This window comes from Alicyclobacillus acidiphilus NBRC 100859, assembly GCF_001544355.1.
GTDB lineage: Bacteria > Bacillota > Bacilli > Alicyclobacillales > Alicyclobacillaceae > Alicyclobacillus > Alicyclobacillus acidiphilus.
On the sequence record NZ_BCQI01000029.1, the window covers coordinates 16,972 to 34,191 of the forward strand.

The following is a 17,220-nucleotide window of genomic DNA, read 5'->3' on the forward strand; positions in this document are numbered from 1 at the left end:
CTCGAGAATGGCTAGGAGGAAACTGTATGACTTACCGCTTGGGAATTGACGTTGGTGGGACGAATACGGACGTCGTTTTATTGGATAAGGAAAATCGTGTGATTGCGAAGACGAAAACGGCAGTCACTTCAGATATTGTCACGGGTATTCGCGCCGGCGTAGGCCGAGTTCTTGAGCAAAGTGGCGTGGATGGTGCACAAATTTCCCACGCAATGCTTGGCACGACGCAGGTGACCAACGCCATTATCGAGCGCCGCGAACTGAATGATGTGGCGATTGTTCGCTTGGGCGCGCCGGCGACGCGGGCTGTCAAGCCGTTAGCCGGTTGGCCCGACGATTTGCGCGCCCGCTACGCCGAGTACTCCTGGATTGTCGGTGGCGGACACGAGTTCGATGGCCGTGAAATCGCATCACTCGACGAGGCGGAGATTCGCAGTATCGCCGAATCGGTGAAGGGGAAAGTTCAGGCAGTCGCCATCACGGGCGTGTTCTCACCTGTGAATACGGACCACGAGGAACGCGCAGCAGGGATTTTCCGCGAAGTCCTCGGCGAAGAGATTCCTATCTCTCTGTCCTACCAATTGGGCAGCGTTGGGCTGTTAGAGCGAGAGAACGCCACGGTGTTGAACGCGGCTGTGTCGAGTGTCGCGAAGCGGGCGACGATGTCGTTCCAGCAAGCGTTAGCCGATCTCGGTGTGCATGCCGCACTCTACCTGGCGCAAAACGATGGCACGTTGATGTCCGTGGAGTACGCCCTGTTGTATCCGATTCTCACTATCGCCTGCGGACCCACGAATAGTATGCGTGGCGCGGCGTACCTCACGGGCTTAAAGAATGCGATTGTCGTCGATGTCGGCGGCACGTCGACGGACGTTGGGGTGCTTGTGAATGGATTCCCGAGGGAATCTTTTGTCGCGGTCGATGTGGGCGGTGTGAGAACCAACTTCCGCATGCCAGACTTGTACTCGATTGGTCTGGGTGGCGGAAGCCGGGTGACCGAGTCGGAAGTTGGCATCGAAGTGGGGCCAAAGAGTGTGGGTTATCGCATTGTGGAGGAAGGGCGCGCATTCGGCGGCGACACGACGACCTTCACGGACATCGTCGTGGCGCTCGGCAAAGCCACTGTAGGGACGCACGCGGTCCAATTGCCGACGGACTTCGCACAGAGGGCCTACGATATCGCAATGGCAAAGACGGCGGAGGCCATCGACAGGATGAAGACGAGTGCGGAGCCTGTGCCGCTGATTTTGGTGGGCGGCGGCAGCGTCTTGCTTCCGAGCGAGTTGGAAGGCGCCTCGGAGGTCCATCGTCCGGAGAACTTTGACGTAGCCAACGCAATTGGCGCGGCCATTGCTCAGGTGAGTGGACGGGTGGATCGGATATTCGCGATGGATCAGAAGTCGCGCGAGGAAGTCCTGGAAGAGGCCAAGTCTATCGCGATTGCAGAGGCCATTCGAGCGGGGGCGGAGGCGTCGACCATCGAGATCGTCGAAATTGAAGAGATTCCGATTGCTTACCTGCCGGGCAATGCTGTGCGAATCAAAGTGACTGTTGCCGGAACGCTTGCGACGTACAACTTCGGTTCTAAGGTGGGCGCTTATGCGAATCACTGAAGAGGATTTAGAGGCTTTGTCTATCGGTGCGGCCATTCTCGGGACGGGGGGCGGGGGGGATCCCCTCATCGGAAAATGGATGGCACAACAGGCCATCCGCGAGCATGGCCCGGTTGAACTGATTTCTTTGGATGAGGTCGAGAATCATGACGTCGTCTTTCCCGTCGCGATGATGGGGGCACCGACGGTCTTTTTGGAAAAGGTGCCGGCCGGGGAGGAAGGGTATGTCGCGGTGCGGCGCATGGAGCGCCATTTAGGCAAATCGGTGACGGCGCTATGCCCGATTGAATGTGGCGGGATGAACAGCATGATTCCGTTTGTCGTCGCCGCCCGGATGGGCTTGCCGGTCGTCGACGGAGATGGTATGGGGCGCGCGTTTCCGGAGTTGCAGATGGAGACGTTCCACATCCTTGGCGTCTCGGGAACGCCAGCGTGTATTGCAGACGAGTGGGGGAATGTCGTGCTGTTTGAGACGGTGGACAACTTCCGGCTCGAATCGTTTGCGCGCGCGTGCACCGTCAAAATGGGCGGGTATTCCCATCTCGTCGATTATCCAATGACGGGTGAACAGGTGAAAAACACCGCCGTTCGCGGGACCGTGACCATGGGGATTCAATTGGGAAGGGCTGTTCAAGCAGCGCATCGCAATCATTCGAATCCCGTAGAAGCCGTCCTTGCGGCCACCCGCGATACCATCTATGGGCACGGAATTGCGCTTTTTCGAGGCAAAGTTGTCGATATTTCGCGACGGACTTCGGACGGCTTCGCAGTCGGCCAAGCGCATCTGCAGGGCTTTGAGGAAGATGCCGGGAAAGCCATGGTGATCGACTTCCAAAACGAAAATCTCATTGCGAAAGTAGACGGGCAAGTTGTCGCGAGCGTGCCGGATTTAATCACCTTACTCGATCCCGACACAGGCCACGCTATCACCAATGAACGCCTGCGCTACGGCCAACGCGTCGTCGCCATTGGGATTCCGACACCGGAAATGATGCGCAGTGAGGCGGCACTCACGGTATGGGGGCCGAAGCACTTTGGCTACGATATCCCGTTTGTCCCGCTTGAGCAAGCGTATCCGGCGTTTTATCAACAGGCCGGCGTACCAAACGAGAAAGAGAAGTATCTAGTTCAATCATCTGATGCTTCGCGTTGAACGGGAAAGCGATTTGGGAGGGTGCCACCTAGGCATTCCTCCCTTCCTCTTTAAAGCGACTGAATGGATAGGAGTGTGTGCCATGACGAAGCGGCAATTGACCGTTCGTGATGTGGAAGCGGCCGTATTGGGCGGAAAGTTTCTCGGCGGCGGCGGGGGTGGCTGGACAGCGGATGGTCTTGCCCTTGCAAACGAGGCGATGCAGACGAACGCGCCGATGCTCATCAGCCCAGATGAGTGCGGCGACGACGATATCATTGTGACGGCTGCGTTGGTTGGTGCGCCGGCTGCCAAAGACCAATACGTCGAACCGGCTCACTTTGTGCGGACCATCGAACGAATGGAGTCGGCATTAGGAACCAAGGTGGCTGGGGTCATTACGAACGAAAACGGCGCGGCGGCTACGGTGAACGGATGGATTCAAGCCGCGAAGCTGGGCATTCCAGTCATTGATGCACCCTGCAATGGTCGCGCACATCCGACGGGTGTGATGGGATCTATCGGTCTCCACCAACTGAAGGACTTCGTCAGTATTCAAGCGGCAAGTGGTGGCCGCCTGGATAAATACGTGGAAATCGTCGTGAAAGCTTCCTTGGAACGCGCGGCCACACTCGTTCGGAACGCATCTGTTCAGGCAGGCGGTGTGGTGGCGGTTGCGAGGAACCCTGTCACCGCAGGTTATGTGATGCAACATGGTGCCGTTGGCGCCATTACCCAAGCCATCGAGTTGGGGCACGCCATGCTGCGGGCGCAGGCGCATGGTGCGCGGGCCGTAGTGGACGCCGCTTTGGACTTCATGAGTGGAGCGCGCATTGCGACGGGTAAGGTGGCGCATGTTTCGCTGCGGACAGAAGGCGGCTTTGATGTGGGGGAAGTCACCATCGGCGACGTGGATATGACGTTCTGGAACGAGTACATGACCTTGGAGAGAAACGGTGAGCGGCTAGCGACGTTCCCAGACCTCATCATGACGATGGATACGAACACGGGGATGCCGCTATTAACGGCAGAGTTGCAGCCTGGATTGGATGTCACGGTCGTCTGTGTCCCAAGGGCTCATGTCAAACTCGGCGCGGGTATGCATGACGAAGCCTTGTTCAAAGTCGTTGAAACTGTCGTGAACAAGGAGATTTGCAAATACGTATTTGCGCCATCGATTGGGACGGCGCAGACGGTGTAACTGAAGTGGGTTTGAACGCGCAGGATTGCTACATCGATTTGAGACGAGGAGCGGTGTGTGATGACATTGAAGCAGACATTGGACATTTATGAACTGTTGGATGACGCAAACGTCAATGGGGAACAGGTGCGGGATTTTTTCTTGCGCCGCGGCGCGGGGCAAGTAGAAGTTGAGCGGGTGGAGGGAGAATCGGGATGGACCGATTTTATTCAGGTGTGCATTCCCGGCCGCAGCGGTAAGACAACGGGTGGCGACGCGCCGACGCTTGGGATTATTGGGAGACTTGGCGGCATTGGTGCGCGGCCTGAGCGAATTGGACTTGTGTCGGATGGCGATGGTGCCATGACTGCACTGACGAGTGCGCTGAAGTTAATTGAAATGCAAGCAAAAGGCGACAAGCTGCCTGGAGATGTTCTCGTGGCGACGCACATCTGTCCGAATGCGCCCACGATTCCGCACGAGCCGGTTGCCTTTATGGGATCACCTGTGGATATGATGACGATGAATCAACACGAAGTGAGTCCCGAGATGGACGCGATTCTCACCATCGATACGACGAAGGGAAACCGCGTGTTTAACCACCGTGGCGTCGCGATTTCGCCGACGATTAAAGAAGGCTGCATCCTTCGAATCAGTGATGATCTCGTCTCCCTCCTCGAAATCTCATCCGGCCAATTGGCGCATACATTCGCGGTGACGATGCAGGATATCACGCCGTACGGAAATAACTTGTATCATATCAACAGTATCATGCAACCGTGCACCGCGACGAACGCACCGGTCGTCGGCGTCGCCATCACGACACAGAGCACTGTTCCAGGATGTGCGACAGGGGCAAGTCACGAGACGGATATTGCGATGGCTGCGCGGTTTGCCATCGAAGTGGCAAAGGCGTATGGTGCAGGAAACTGTTCCTTTTACGATGAAGAGGAGTTTCAACGATTTCAAGCGCTGTACGGGTCGATGAACCACCTGCAGACGCTTGGCAAGTCTGTGAACGCAGGTATCTGATTTCTTACCAGAGAAGGTGGACAACATCGGACTTTTGGAGACCTCACGGAAGCTCCTGTCGCAAGCACTCGCTGTGAAGGCCGGAGAAAGTGTCTTAATCATCTCCGATGGAACGAGGCCGGAGATTTGCAACGATTTGCATCAGGCGGCACAAAGCCTCGGTGCGGAATCGATGATCTTGACGATGAAACCGCGGCGGAGAAGCGGTGAAGAACCACCTGAAGTCGTCGCCTTCGCGATGCAGAAAGCGGATGTCGTCATTTGTCCGACAGAGCACTCGTTGACGCACACATCGGCGCGAAAACGCGCATCTGAACAGGGGGCCCGGGTTGCGACGATGCCGGGCATCACCCTTGACATGTTCGAAAACGGGCCGATGACCGCCGATTTTCACCAGGTGGCCGATCTCAGCCGACGCGTAGCGGACGTGCTGACGAAAGGAGATTACGTTCGCATCGAAAAGGATGGGGCTATCCTGGAATTTCGGCTGGGGACGCGATTGGGCATCGCCAGCACAGGCATGTACACCGAGAAGGGACAATCGGGGAATATGCCATCGGGAGAGGCTTATATTGCGCCGCTTGAGGGGACTGCGAATGGGGAATTGATTGTCGACGGATCGATGGTCGGACTTGGCCTGCTCTCCTCACCCATCAAGCTGACGATTCGAGATGGCCTGCTTACTCATGCCGAAGGTGAGCGTGCAGATGAATGGCTCGACAAGCTCGGAAGTAGCCCGAGTGCTCGAAATGTCGCCGAATTTGGCATCGGCACCAACGACAAGGCGAGGCTGACTGGCGTCATCCTCGAGGACGAAAAGGCGCTGGGGACCATTCACGTGGCGTTTGGCAGCAATGCGACATTCGGTGGAACAGTCGAAGCTGGCGTTCACTTGGATGCCGTGGTGACCAAGCCGACGGTCCATTTGGACGGGAATCTTGTGATGCGGGATGGGGGGTTGATGGTGTAGGGGCGGGATCGCGCAGGTGCTGTGGCGTGAGAGAGTATCGAAGGAGCCCTGATACCGGAACAAATAAATTTGTTTTGATGCATTTTGGTTACATGTTGAACAACGAAGACGTTATGGGTCGAACAGACTTTGCGATTCGGTGCCAAGGACAAATTGGATAAATCAATCTTGCTTGAAAGTTCATACATTGCGTCTCCCCGTAGACTTTATCAAGGCCATCTGTTACCTAGATAAAGACAACGGGGTTGTTTTTGCTTAATTTCCATTTAATCGGAATCATGAAGGCAAGTACCCATTCGTGATGGTGAGAAACTCGAGTCACGTTACTTATGTAGCGTTTCATGCAACCTATCGAGCAACGTATCAGTCGTTGGTGCAATGATGACTTCAATTCCGGTCGCTTTGATCTGAGAAATCACTTCGGAATCCAGGTGATCGTCGACAACCAATTGATCGAAGTCCGTAAACTCCGCGAAGCGGTTGAATGCTCTTACATCGTACTTGGAGCTATCTATCACTAAAGTTCTGATCTTTGAGCTTTGGGCCATCAGACGTTTCACTTCGGATTGCTGAATATTGGCGTCCGTGAGTCCGTGCTGGACAGAAAATCCTGTGGCAGTAATGAATGAGCGATTCACATGCAGAGATTTGATGGTTTCAGTGACCGCTGAACCTATCGTAAGTTGAGGGGTATGTTGCAGCGGTCCACCCAGAACCAGGACTTCGATACCAGGTTTATTCACAAGCACATTGACGACAGGGATGGCGTTTGTCACTACCGTTATGCCTAAGTCCTCGGGTAAGTGACGGGCTACCTCCATCATCGTGGTCCCTGCGTCCATGAAAATGGTATCTCCGGGTGCAACCAAAGTTGCACACAACTTCCCTAAGGCGGTTTTCAGGTGTTGGTTCTCAGAGGAACGAACATCGACTGGTACATCCGTATTTTGTCCTGCAGGAATGGCACCGCCGTACGTGCGGCGAACAAGTCCGAGTTGTTCAAGCTTCACCAGATCTCGGCGAATGGTCATTTCCGACACGCCAAACATCGTGCTAAGCTCCTGCACGGATACTTCTTCTTTGGTCAGGATATAATCCAAAATTGTCTTCTGCCGAACTTCAGCTATCATACCCAGGTGTCTCCTTTCCTGTAATTGTAACCATTGTACTACACAAATATGAACAGTTTGAGTATGAACGGTTTGAACATATCTTTGACTATATCACGATCTTTTTGATAAAAGTGATTGCTTAATTTGGAGTTATGTGATAAAAACAATCACGTAATCTGTGAACAACAATCATAAGGGGGAAGTGTTTTGAAGAAGGTTACGGGATTTCTCGGAGGGGCAGCACTCGTAGCATCCTTAGCTTTGAGTGGGAGCGTTGTAAGCGCTTCATCCACTAAGTCCGCACACAAGTTTACAATTGGCGTTTCAATGTACTCGCTTACGAATCCTTATTTCGTAGCAATGGAAAAGAGTTTGATTCAAACAGGCGAGAAGTACGGTATGACCGTACACGTTGAGGGTTCGAACAATGACCAAGCAACACAGTTATCCCAAATTGACAGTTTTATTAATCAGAAAGTGGATGCGTTGGTGATTGTTCCTCAAGACTCGAAGTCGATTGTCACAGCGGTCAAGGAAGCCAATCAAGCCCACATCCCAGTCTTTTTCATTGACTCTGACGCGAATCAAACTGTGATGAAGCAACAAGGGGCGTCCGAAGTTGAGGTTGTTGAATCCAACAACTATCAGCTCGGTGTAGACTGTGGCGAAGAGCTTGTCAGTTATCTTGGCAAAAACCCCAATGCTGAAATCGGTGTGGTGAATTTTCCGACCGCACTGTCTACCCAATTGCGCGACGAAGGTTTCATGAGTGTCGTGTCCAAGTACAAGGGAATCAAGATCGTTGACACGCAAAATGGCGACGTTTCTGAGGTGACTGGGCTGCAGGTTGCTTCGGAGATGCTTCAAGGCCATCCCCAAATTAAGGCGATCTTCTCCGACACAGAGCCAGCAGCTATTGGAGTCATGCAGGCCATCAAGAGTGCCAATGATACAGGCAAGGTTGCGGTGTTCGGTGAAGCGAGCGCCAAGACGACCATTCAAGACATCGAACAGAATTCCATCTTCAAAGCGGGGGCCCAACAACGGCCGATCCTGGAGGCTCAGGTTGAAATTCAAAACATCCACAAATACCTCACTGGCGGGAAAGTGCCGAAAACTGTTTTGATTCCTGTTCCAAAAGTGACAAAGAGTAACGCGAAGCAATGCTACGCCGACGCATTCTAAAATCGCGCAGGAAAGAGGGCGTTGCCTGCAACGTTCCTCCTTCCTATCCCTTTTGTTTGAATAAAACACATTGTTGGTCGGATTGCGTTAACACTGAACACGCGGAGAAGTTAGCGAATCCAACTCTATCGCTGAATCTCATTCTTGCTTCACGTTCGGGGGTGACTGTATGGCATCAATATTTCAAGCGAATGGCATTGCGAAACAATATGGGCCTAATCGCGTTCTGAATGACGTGAATCTTCAACTACACACAGGGAAAATTCATGCCCTGGTAGGTCACAACGGCGCGGGCAAGTCTACCCTACTCAAGATCCTGTCCGGTGTCGAGAGACCCAGTGAAGGCAGTTTGAGTCTGGATTACAGGAATGTCGTCTTCAATTCCCCTAGGGACGCCCATAATGCTGGTGTCATCTGCGTGTACCAGGAACTTCGGTTGGTAAATGAGCTGACTGTTGCTGAGAACATCTTTCTTGGCCACGAGATCAAGGCTGGCGGAATTTTGGATCGGAAGAAGATGAACAGACTGGCGTCGGAATTGTTGAACAGCCACGGTCTCGACATCGACCCGACGCTCAAAGTCATTCATTTATCGCATCCGGAGAAGCAGTTCGTCGAGATTCTTGCCGCTTTACAGCTGAATGCTAAATTTCTGCTGTTGGATGAACCAACGACGTCCCTCGAATTCAATCAAATTGAAGATTTTCTCAAGACCATCCGAGACATCGCCGACACGAAGGATGTGGGCATCGTCCTAGTGACGCACAAGCTTGATGAGGTCTATGCAGTGGCCGACGAAATCACGGTTCTGTGCGATGGCGAAGTGAAGCAAAGCGGGTCCATCAACAATATCAGCAGGGATGAGATCGTATCATTCATCATTGGCCGAGAGGCTGAAGGAACCGAGATCACTGCACAGACTGGTGCGGCGGCCTCCAGTATGAAGAAGACTGGTGAACCTGTCTTATCGGCGAAGAATGTCCGAACTTCAAAAATTCAAGACGTCTCACTGCAGGCCTATCGAGGTCAAGTACTCGGAATTTATGGTCTAGGTGGGTCGGGCCGTACTGAATTCCTGCGAGCTTTGTATGGATTGGATCCGCTCATTTCCGGTCACATTTTGTTGAACGGAAAACCTTATCAGCCGAAGAGCCCTATCCATGCAATTCGCTCTGGTATCGCTTATATCACCGAGGAGCGAAAGGTCGACGGATTTATTCCGGAAATGGACAGCATTGTAAACGCCGCTCTACCTTCCATGAGGAAGTTCTCAAAGGGTGGATTCGTGCAAAAGGACCGAATGAGAGCAGCCGTTATGGATGTATTGAAACAACTGCAAATTCGGGGAAATCCCGAGGAACCTATTCGTGGACTCAGTGGCGGCAATCAACAAAAAATCTTGTTTGCCAAGGTGATTTTGCAGGACGCTGAGCTGTTGCTCTTTGACGAACCTACCAAGGGGATCGACATTGGCGCCAAGAGCGAGATTTACTCGCTGATTCGTAGGTTGGTGGAAGAAAGAGATGTATCTGTGATTGTGGTCTCTTCAGAGGAAGATGAAATTTTGGCAGTAAGCGATCAAATCGCCATATTCAGGGCGGGCCGATGTTCAGGAAAGCTCTATCCGAGAGAAGAAATGAATGCTGCTTTACTGCGAAGTATCTCACTTGAGGATAAGGTGATGGCATGAGTAAGAATACGGTCAAAAAGCGGCGATTCCCAAACGAGCTAGGGATTCTTGCGGTTCTCATTGTGGTATTTGTAATCTTCGGTGTGCTCTCACCCAACTTTTTTACGGTTTCCAACACGATGACCCTGTTGCTCAATACTACGGACATCGCGATTCTTAGCATCGGTCAGACGTTTGTTCTGCTAACCGCTGGTATTGACCTGTCGGTCGGTTCCGGAATTGCCCTTTCGGGCGTCGTCGCAGCACTAAGCCTTCAGGCAGGTATGCCTTGGCCCGTAGCCGTGATTCTTGCCTTGCTTTCCACGGTGCTTATCGGGCTGTTTAATGGCGCGATCATTCATTATGTTAAGGTGCCCGCTTTCATTGTCACATTTGCGACAATGGGTGTAGCTTCCAGTATACCGCTTATTGTAACGAACGCAATGCCGATCGCAATTCTTAATCAAACGTTTGGAAAGATTGGACAGGGATTCGTTGGGCCAGTTCCCTTACCGGTTTGCTTGTTGATAGTGTTTGGGCTCGCGGCGTGGATATTGCTCTCCAAGACAGTATTCGGGATGCATGTTTTTGCAGTAGGCGGTAACCGAGCCTCTGCAAGGCTAGCGGGTGTAAATACAGCCAAAGTCGATTTGTTAGTCTATACCATCAGTGGATTGATGTCGGGTTTCGCAGGGATTGTCGATGCCTCTCGACTGATGTCCGGTTATCCGACGGCTGGATCCGGCAACGAGCTATTCTACTCCATTTCGGCTGCTGTCGTCGGTGGGGTTAGTCTGTTTGGCGGCATCGGATCCATTCCTGGCGCATTGATCGGATCGGTCCTCATCGGCACGATCAGCGACGGTATGAACGTACTCAACGTAAACAGTAACTGGCAGCCACTTGTCATCGGCTTGATCATTCTAATCGGAGTAACTGTGGATACGTTGCGCACGGCCCGTCAAAATCAGCAGACATTTTGGAAGACGCTTTCGATGCGATTTGCATTCATGAGGCAAAATACCGCAGCCTGACATTAGTTACATAAATCGTCGTTGAACAGTTACCTGAAGCGCAAGGACCAACCAATTACAAGGAGATGGGAATCATGAAGGCAGCTGTGTTGAGGGGTATTATGGATCTTGCGATAGAGGAAGTTGCTGCGCCAACGATCGTTCCGCCTGGACACGTCCGCGTCAATGTGAAGGCTGTTGGAATATGTGGTTCTGACGTTCACTATTATCGTGAAGGAGCTATTGGCAGTTATGTCCTAACCGATCCAATGATCTTAGGACATGAGGTTGGCGGCATTGTTGATGCAGTAGGAGAAGGGGTCGATATCCCTGTCGGTTCAGTGGTTGCGTTGGAGCCGGGAATCCCATGCGGTACATGTTCGCACTGTCGGACTGGGCGTTACAATCTGTGTCCTGAAGTGAAATTTTTCGCAACGCCGCCAGTTGACGGAGCCATGACGAATCAAGTGATCCACCCGGCGGCCTACACGTTTGTGGCGGATGGATTAACGCCGGAAGAAGCCGCGTTGGCTGAACCCATGTCCGTTGGCATTTATGCGGTGCGTCAGGCGGACCTTCATTTGGGACAGAACGTGGCAATCCTCGGGGCCGGACCGGTTGGTCTACTTACAGGTCTCGCCGCGCGTGCAGAGGGTGCGAACATTGCTCTGTTCGATGTGCAACAAAATCGAGTGGACACTGCTCGGCAATTTGAATTCGATGCCTATCTATTTGGGCGCGGGCCGGAGACGGAATATGACGTCGTCATCGATTGCAGCGGCAATGGCAATGCGATTCGCTGGGGACAAAGTGCTGTACGCCGTGGAGGCAAATTGATTCTTGTAGGTATGGGCTCTGAAGAAGGTATGAAGCTTAGCGGATTGGATTTGTGCCTCCGAGAAGTGTCAGTACAAGGGATCTTCCGCTACACCAATACATTCCCAGCGGCGATAGCGCTCATTAAGAAGAACAGAGATGTTCTGTCGTACTTCACACAGACGAAGATCACTATGGACGAGTTGCCCCAGTACCTTGCAGAAGAGAAGTATCTCAACTCGATCAAGACCATAGTCACAATATAGGACCACTTTTACGGAGAGTTCGAACGCGACTGTTACTTCGTTGCGATCGCGTTTGATATGCAGGTTCCACGTCGCAAGTTTGGTGGGATCACCGTCGAGCAGTGTTCATGCATTTCTCGGGGGATCCCACAGCGCATATTACGATTACTTCTCGGGGATCGACATCGGGGGCAAAATGTATAACATGATTAGGTTAATTGTGAGCGATTTGGATGGAACCTTATTGGAACATGACAAGACCATTCGAGACATGAATCGTGCTGCACTCCTTGATGCTGAAGAGCATGGATGTGAGATTTGTCTTGCCTCGGGGCGAGCGTTCCCGGAGATTAAACGGGTCATGGACGATCTTGGCAGAACATATCATGCCATAAGCCAGAATGGCTCATTCGTTCATACGAAAGCAGGCCAATTGCTGAAGTCATCAAGGTTCGAACCTGACGTTGCACGCAAAATATTTCAATTTGTCTCTGAATATAGCTTTCCATGCTATGTATTTTGTGAAAGTGAAATCTATACTCCTTTGAAAACCGAGTTATACAGCCAATATGAGTGGCGGATATTCGCTGCCTGCATACAGTCTTCTACCATTCTGCAGGATATCGGAGAGTCGATTTGGCCATCCAGATTTGCGCTATATGGTGATTTGACAGAACTAAAATCTATGCGATTGAAACTGCAGGAACGTTTTCGCGGCCAACTCAATGCCGAACTCTCCGATTCTGACTGTTTGGATTTGATGCCTCCCGGTGTGTCCAAGGGCGATGGACTGAGGATCTTAATGAACCACTTCGGTTACAGACCGGAGGAAGTTGTCTGTATTGGCGACAACTATAACGATTTGTCCATGTTCAGCCGGACACCTCACAGCTTTGCTGTATCGCATAGTCCACCGGACGTACGCGGCCGTGTCTCACACGTTGTGGACTCAGTACATGAATGTATTCGATGGGCGCGTGAACTGGAGTGTGCTTCTTCGCATTGAGAGGTATTATCATAAAGTAGGCGGAAAGCGTTCGTTGTATAATGTAAAGATTTCAATCGCACAGACTGGAAGTGATGTTGGTTTGAAGTACGTGATAGGCGTTGATTTAGGTACAAGCAGTGTGAAAGTGTTATTGGTCGACGAACATGGGCATGTTTGCGGAGAGGCCGCTGAGCAGTATCAACTCATTCAAGAGAGATCGGGCTGGAGTGAACAGAACCCTGAAGACTGGTTTACCAGCACGAAACTGGCGCTCAAGAAGCTCGTCAGCCAAGCTGGCATTCCTAAGGATTCTGTAGAGGGAATCAGCTTTTCGGGACAAATGCATGGTCTTGTCCTGCTTGATGCCGAACATCGAGTGATTCGGAATGCAATCCTATGGAATGATACGCGGACAACTGAGCAATGCCGCGTGATCGAACAGGTTCTGGGAGACACATTGCTGGAGGTTGCCAGAAACAAGGCGCTGGAAGGCTTCACGCTGCCCAAATTGCTGTGGGTGAAGGACAATGAGCCGCGAAATTATGAGCAGATCGCGACTTTTCTACTGCCGAAGGACTACTTGCGCTTCCGGTTAACCAACTGCCTTGCTACCGAATATTCGGATGCAGCTGGAACCATCATGATGGACGTACGAAAGAAACAATGGAGCCCGGAAATCCTGCAAGCGTTCGGTATTCCGCAGGATATCTGCCCGCCTTTAATGGATTCGGGGGCTGTGGCAGGAACGTTGTTGCCCGAGGTTGCGGATGAAGTGGGATTGACGGACTCCGTGAAAGTGTTCGCCGGCGGGGCGGATAACGCCTGCGGCGCGATCGGCGCTGGCATCCTGTCTCCAGATGCGACCTTGTGCAGTATTGGCACATCCGGTGTTGTTTTGAATTACGAGGAAGACAGCGAGCAGGACTACCATGGTCAGCTGCACTTCTTCAATCATGGAAAACGTGACGCGTACTATTCGATGGGCGTCACGTTGGCCGCAGGTTTTAGTCTGAGCTGGTTCAAAGACACATTCGCGCGTGCGTCATCGTTCAATCAATTGTTGGAACAGGTGGGCAACGTTCCAATCGGGGCCGGTGGATTGGTATTTACGCCATACCTTGTTGGCGAGCGAACCCCGCATTCAGACTCCGTCATTCGCAGCAGCTTCATCGGGATCGACGCGGGCCACACACTGCATCACTTTGCGCGAGCCGTCGTGGAAGGGATCACGATGTCTTTGCGTGAGTCCATCCAGATCATGAGTGATGCGGGTCGACGTATCAACACGATTGTATCGATCGGCGGCGGATCGCGAAGTGACACATGGCTTCAAATTCAGGCTGACGTATTCGGCGCGGAGGTCGTCAGGCTCGAAAGTGAACAAGGGCCGGCATTGGGCGCAGCGATGTTGGCTGCGGTGGGCTGCGGTTGGTTCAGTAATCTCGACGAGTGTGCAAAAGTCTTTATCTCGCGTGCGAAGACGTATTCACCCATCGCGAAGAACACAGAATTGTACGATCAGCTGTACGCGATTTATCGCGAGGTTTACCCAACCACACGTTCGTTGAATCAGAAGCTGCAACAGTTCCGAATCTGACGGCGCAAGTTGACTGGGCAGGATCGGCAAGATGCACAGGTACTGTGAAACCAGAGGAGTGTTTTCGGATGAAAGCTGTTCGCTACGTGGAGCCGAGGAAGTTTGAAGTCACAGAAGTAGACACGCCGAAGCCGAATTCGAATCAGGTTCTCATCAAAGTGGCGACGTGCGGCGTGTGCAAGACGGATGTGCATATCCACGAAGGTGAATTTCTCGCCGAGTTTCCACTGACACCTGGGCACGAGTTCACAGGAACGGTGGTTGAGGTCGGTAGCGATGTGACCGCGTTGATGGTGGGGGATCGCGTTGCTGTCGACAACACGGTCCTGTGCGGCCATTGCTACTATTGTAAGCGGAATCAACCGTTGTACTGCGAGAATTTTTACTCACTCGGCTGCAACGGGCCTGGAGGTTTCGCGGAATACGTTGTGGCGACGCACGATAAGGTATTTCCCATTGGCGATCTCTCGTTCGAAGAGGCGGCGATGATCGAGCCCACGGCATGCGCGGTGCACGGGCTGGACGTGATTGACGTGAAGCCAGGAGACGATGTGCTGATGTTCGGGACGGGGCCAACCGGCATTGTGCTCGCACAATTGCTGCGACACGCTGGGGCTGCGAACCTTGTCGTTGTGGGAAGCGATCCCGTCAAGCTGAACCTCGTCGGCCGGCTCGCGAATGCGAAGACGGTGCTGATGGATAGGGCGGATTACAGCGTCCACACGAACGCGTTGATGGCGTCCTTTCCGCATGGATTTGACGTGGTGATTGACGCGACGGGCGCGGTGGAAGTGCTGCAGCAATGTCCCCAGTTCGCCAAATTCGGAGGCAAGATTGTCGTCTACGGGGTGACCAATGAGGCGGATACGATGACCGTCAGTCCATATGAAATTTTCCGCAAAGAGCTGAAGCTGATCGGCTCCTTCGCCCAGACACATTGTTTTGATAGAGCGATTTCGTATATTCAATTGGGGATTGTCAACGTCAAAGATATTGTGACGCATCGGTTCTCGCTGGACGAGTACGATAAAGCGCTCGAGCAAGTCGCTGCTGGCAAAGGGCATATCAAAGTGATTATGGATCTGAGACAATGAGCAGACAGTGAAGAAGTGAGCCTTGATTGCCAGGCGAGTCGTTGAGCGGTTCATGGTGTTGGACAACGTCGGGCAGGGATTGGTGTTACGGGCGCGGGCATATCCTGATTTCCGATGCATCCATTCGCTAACGCGATATCTCATACCCCCCTCGGCCTGTATCCGCTACATTGAAGGAAATGGAAGGGGACTTTGTGATGGGATATTCGTTCTACGGTTTCGATCACGTTCAACTTGCCGGCCCTGCCGGCTGCGAGGAGGAGGCACGCCGCTTCTTCGGCGACATTCTGGGGATGGAGGAGATGGAGAAACCGGAGGCGCTGAAGGAACGGCTGGTCAGCCACGGCATCCCGGTCCAGGATGACGAACTGCTGCCCGGGGCCGATCGGTTCTACGTGGACGACCCGTTCGGGAATCGGATCGAATGCCTCGAGTGGAAGGAGTGACCGGGATGCCGATTAACTTCCATGACGAGAAGAACCGCGGCTCCTATGCGAACCGCAACGCGGATGAGGCTTGGAAGAATCTTGCGCGGACACTGGTGGACCCGGCCGGGCTGCGAGTCGCTGATGTGGGTTGCGGCGGCGGGATCTACACGAGAGCGTGGGCGGAACTGGGTGCACAGGAGGTCATCGGTGTGGACTCGTCTCCCGTGATGGTCGAGGCCGCCCGGGAACAGTGTTCCGCCCTCGCAAATGTTTCGTTTGTGGTGGGCGACGCCGCCGCAACAGGATTGAATGACGCCTCGGTCGATCTCGTCTTCGAACGAGCCTTGATTCACCACCTGACGGACTTGGAGTCTGCCATGGCCGAAGCCTGTCGTCTGCTGAAGCGGTCGGGGCATCTCATCATCCAGGACAGAACGCCAGCGGACGTGGCGTTGCCGGGATCGGCCGAACACATCCGGGGCTATTTTTTCGAGCGGTTTCCGAGGCTGCTCGCCATCGAGCAGGGGCGCCGCTGGCCGGGGGAACAGGTGCAATCCGCGATGGCAGCCGCTGGGTTTACGGATGTTACCGAGATGGTCCTTTGGGAACCGCGCCGGGTATACCCCAGTTTTTCCGAGTTGGCGGAGGAGTTGCGAAATCGAACGGGAAGGTCCATCCTGCATGAGTTGACCGACGAAGAGTTGGAAGATTTGATTGACTTTGTTGGGAAGAGGTTGGATCACGACAAGGTCATCGCCGAAGGAGATCGCTGGACGATTTGGACGGGGCGGCGAGGGTAGCGGGAAGACGGGAAGGCGAGAAGGCGAGAAGGCGAGAAGGCGAGAAGGCGTAAGGGACAAAAGTTCCGTTACGAAGGTGGGAAGTCGCCGACCCGGGAGAAGGCGAGGCGTCGTAAGGGACAAAAGTACCGTTACGGAGGCGAGAAGTCTCCGCCCCGGGGGAAGGCGAGGCGCCGTAAGGGACAAAAGTACCGTTACGGAGGTGGGGAGTCTCCGCCCCGGGGGAAGGTGCGGCGTTGTAAGGGACAAAAGTACCGTTACGGAGGCGAAGAGTCACCGACCCGGGGGAAGGCGAGGCGTCGTAAGGGACAAAAGTTCCGTTACGGAGGCGAGAAGTCTCCGCCCC

15 protein-coding genes are annotated in these 17,220 nt (G+C 53.2%); 14 read left to right on the plus strand and 1 reads right to left on the minus strand.

What is annotated here, in order from left to right; all coding sequences use genetic code 11:
• Positions 1-26: 26 nt before the first annotated feature.
• The 5 genes from AAC01S_RS11385 (at position 27) to AAC01S_RS11405 (ending at position 5,927) form a co-directional block, all read left to right on the plus strand.
• Positions 27-1,613: a hydantoinase/oxoprolinase N-terminal domain-containing protein gene (locus AAC01S_RS11385; protein ID WP_067622202.1), complete on the plus strand. Its 1,587-nt coding sequence runs from the start codon at positions 27-29 to the stop codon at positions 1,611-1,613.
• Entirely contained in the window at positions 1,600-2,766 is a 1,167-nt protein-coding gene (locus AAC01S_RS11390) for an S-methyl thiohydantoin desulfurase family protein (protein ID WP_067622205.1), read from the plus strand. The genes AAC01S_RS11385 and AAC01S_RS11390 overlap by 14 nt, the downstream gene beginning before the upstream one ends.
• A gap of 82 nt (positions 2,767-2,848) precedes the next feature.
• Positions 2,849-3,946, plus strand: coding sequence for an S-methyl thiohydantoin desulfurase family protein (locus AAC01S_RS11395; RefSeq protein ID WP_067622209.1), 1,098 nt, complete (start codon positions 2,849-2,851; stop codon positions 3,944-3,946).
• A 60-nt stretch (positions 3,947-4,006) separates the two neighbouring features.
• Positions 4,007-4,957 (plus strand): DUF1177 domain-containing protein, encoded by a 951-nt coding sequence (locus AAC01S_RS11400; RefSeq protein ID WP_067622211.1) that lies wholly within the window; start codon positions 4,007-4,009, stop codon positions 4,955-4,957.
• Positions 4,958-4,982: 25 nt separating this feature from the next.
• Entirely contained in the window at positions 4,983-5,927 is a 945-nt protein-coding gene (locus tag AAC01S_RS11405; RefSeq protein ID WP_067622244.1) for an aminopeptidase, read from the plus strand.
• Positions 5,928-6,250: 323 nt separating this feature from the next.
• Here AAC01S_RS11405 and AAC01S_RS11410 read toward each other — a convergent pair whose 3' ends face one another.
• Complete coding sequence (locus AAC01S_RS11410) at positions 6,251-7,057, minus strand: DeoR/GlpR family DNA-binding transcription regulator (protein ID WP_067622214.1); 807 nt, start codon at positions 7,055-7,057, stop codon at positions 6,251-6,253.
• Between the two features lie 189 nt (positions 7,058-7,246).
• Between AAC01S_RS11410 and AAC01S_RS11415 the strand changes: the two genes are divergently transcribed.
• From AAC01S_RS11415 to AAC01S_RS11455, 9 genes are all read left to right on the plus strand, one after another.
• Positions 7,247-8,224 (plus strand): substrate-binding domain-containing protein, encoded by a 978-nt coding sequence (locus AAC01S_RS11415; protein WP_157071147.1) that lies wholly within the window; start codon positions 7,247-7,249, stop codon positions 8,222-8,224.
• A gap of 169 nt (positions 8,225-8,393) precedes the next feature.
• On the plus strand, positions 8,394-9,914 hold the full coding sequence (locus tag AAC01S_RS11420; RefSeq protein WP_067622220.1) for a sugar ABC transporter ATP-binding protein: 1,521 nt from the start codon (positions 8,394-8,396) through the stop codon (positions 9,912-9,914).
• Entirely contained in the window at positions 9,911-10,927 is a 1,017-nt protein-coding gene (locus AAC01S_RS11425) for an ABC transporter permease (RefSeq protein WP_083511727.1), read from the plus strand. Before AAC01S_RS11420 ends, AAC01S_RS11425 begins: the two co-directional genes overlap by 4 nt.
• Before the next feature lie 74 nt (positions 10,928-11,001).
• The gene (locus AAC01S_RS11430) at positions 11,002-11,988 is read left to right on the plus strand and encodes an NAD(P)-dependent alcohol dehydrogenase (RefSeq protein ID WP_067622221.1); all 987 of its coding nucleotides are present in this window, start codon (positions 11,002-11,004) and stop codon (positions 11,986-11,988) included.
• Between the two features lie 184 nt (positions 11,989-12,172).
• Complete coding sequence (locus AAC01S_RS11435; RefSeq protein WP_169794038.1) at positions 12,173-12,973, plus strand: HAD family hydrolase; 801 nt, start codon at positions 12,173-12,175, stop codon at positions 12,971-12,973.
• 82 nt (positions 12,974-13,055) lie between these two features.
• The gene (gene xylB / locus AAC01S_RS11440) at positions 13,056-14,552 is read left to right on the plus strand and encodes a xylulokinase (RefSeq protein ID WP_067622227.1); all 1,497 of its coding nucleotides are present in this window, start codon (positions 13,056-13,058) and stop codon (positions 14,550-14,552) included.
• A gap of 68 nt (positions 14,553-14,620) precedes the next feature.
• Entirely contained in the window at positions 14,621-15,646 is a 1,026-nt protein-coding gene (locus AAC01S_RS11445) for a zinc-dependent alcohol dehydrogenase family protein (protein ID WP_067622230.1), read from the plus strand.
• Positions 15,647-15,843: 197 nt separating this feature from the next.
• Complete coding sequence (locus AAC01S_RS11450; RefSeq protein WP_067622232.1) at positions 15,844-16,092, plus strand: VOC family protein; 249 nt, start codon at positions 15,844-15,846, stop codon at positions 16,090-16,092.
• Positions 16,093-16,097: 5 nt separating this feature from the next.
• Positions 16,098-16,874: a class I SAM-dependent methyltransferase gene (locus AAC01S_RS11455; RefSeq protein WP_067622235.1), complete on the plus strand. Its 777-nt coding sequence runs from the start codon at positions 16,098-16,100 to the stop codon at positions 16,872-16,874.
• The last annotated feature ends 346 nt before the right edge of the window (positions 16,875-17,220 follow it).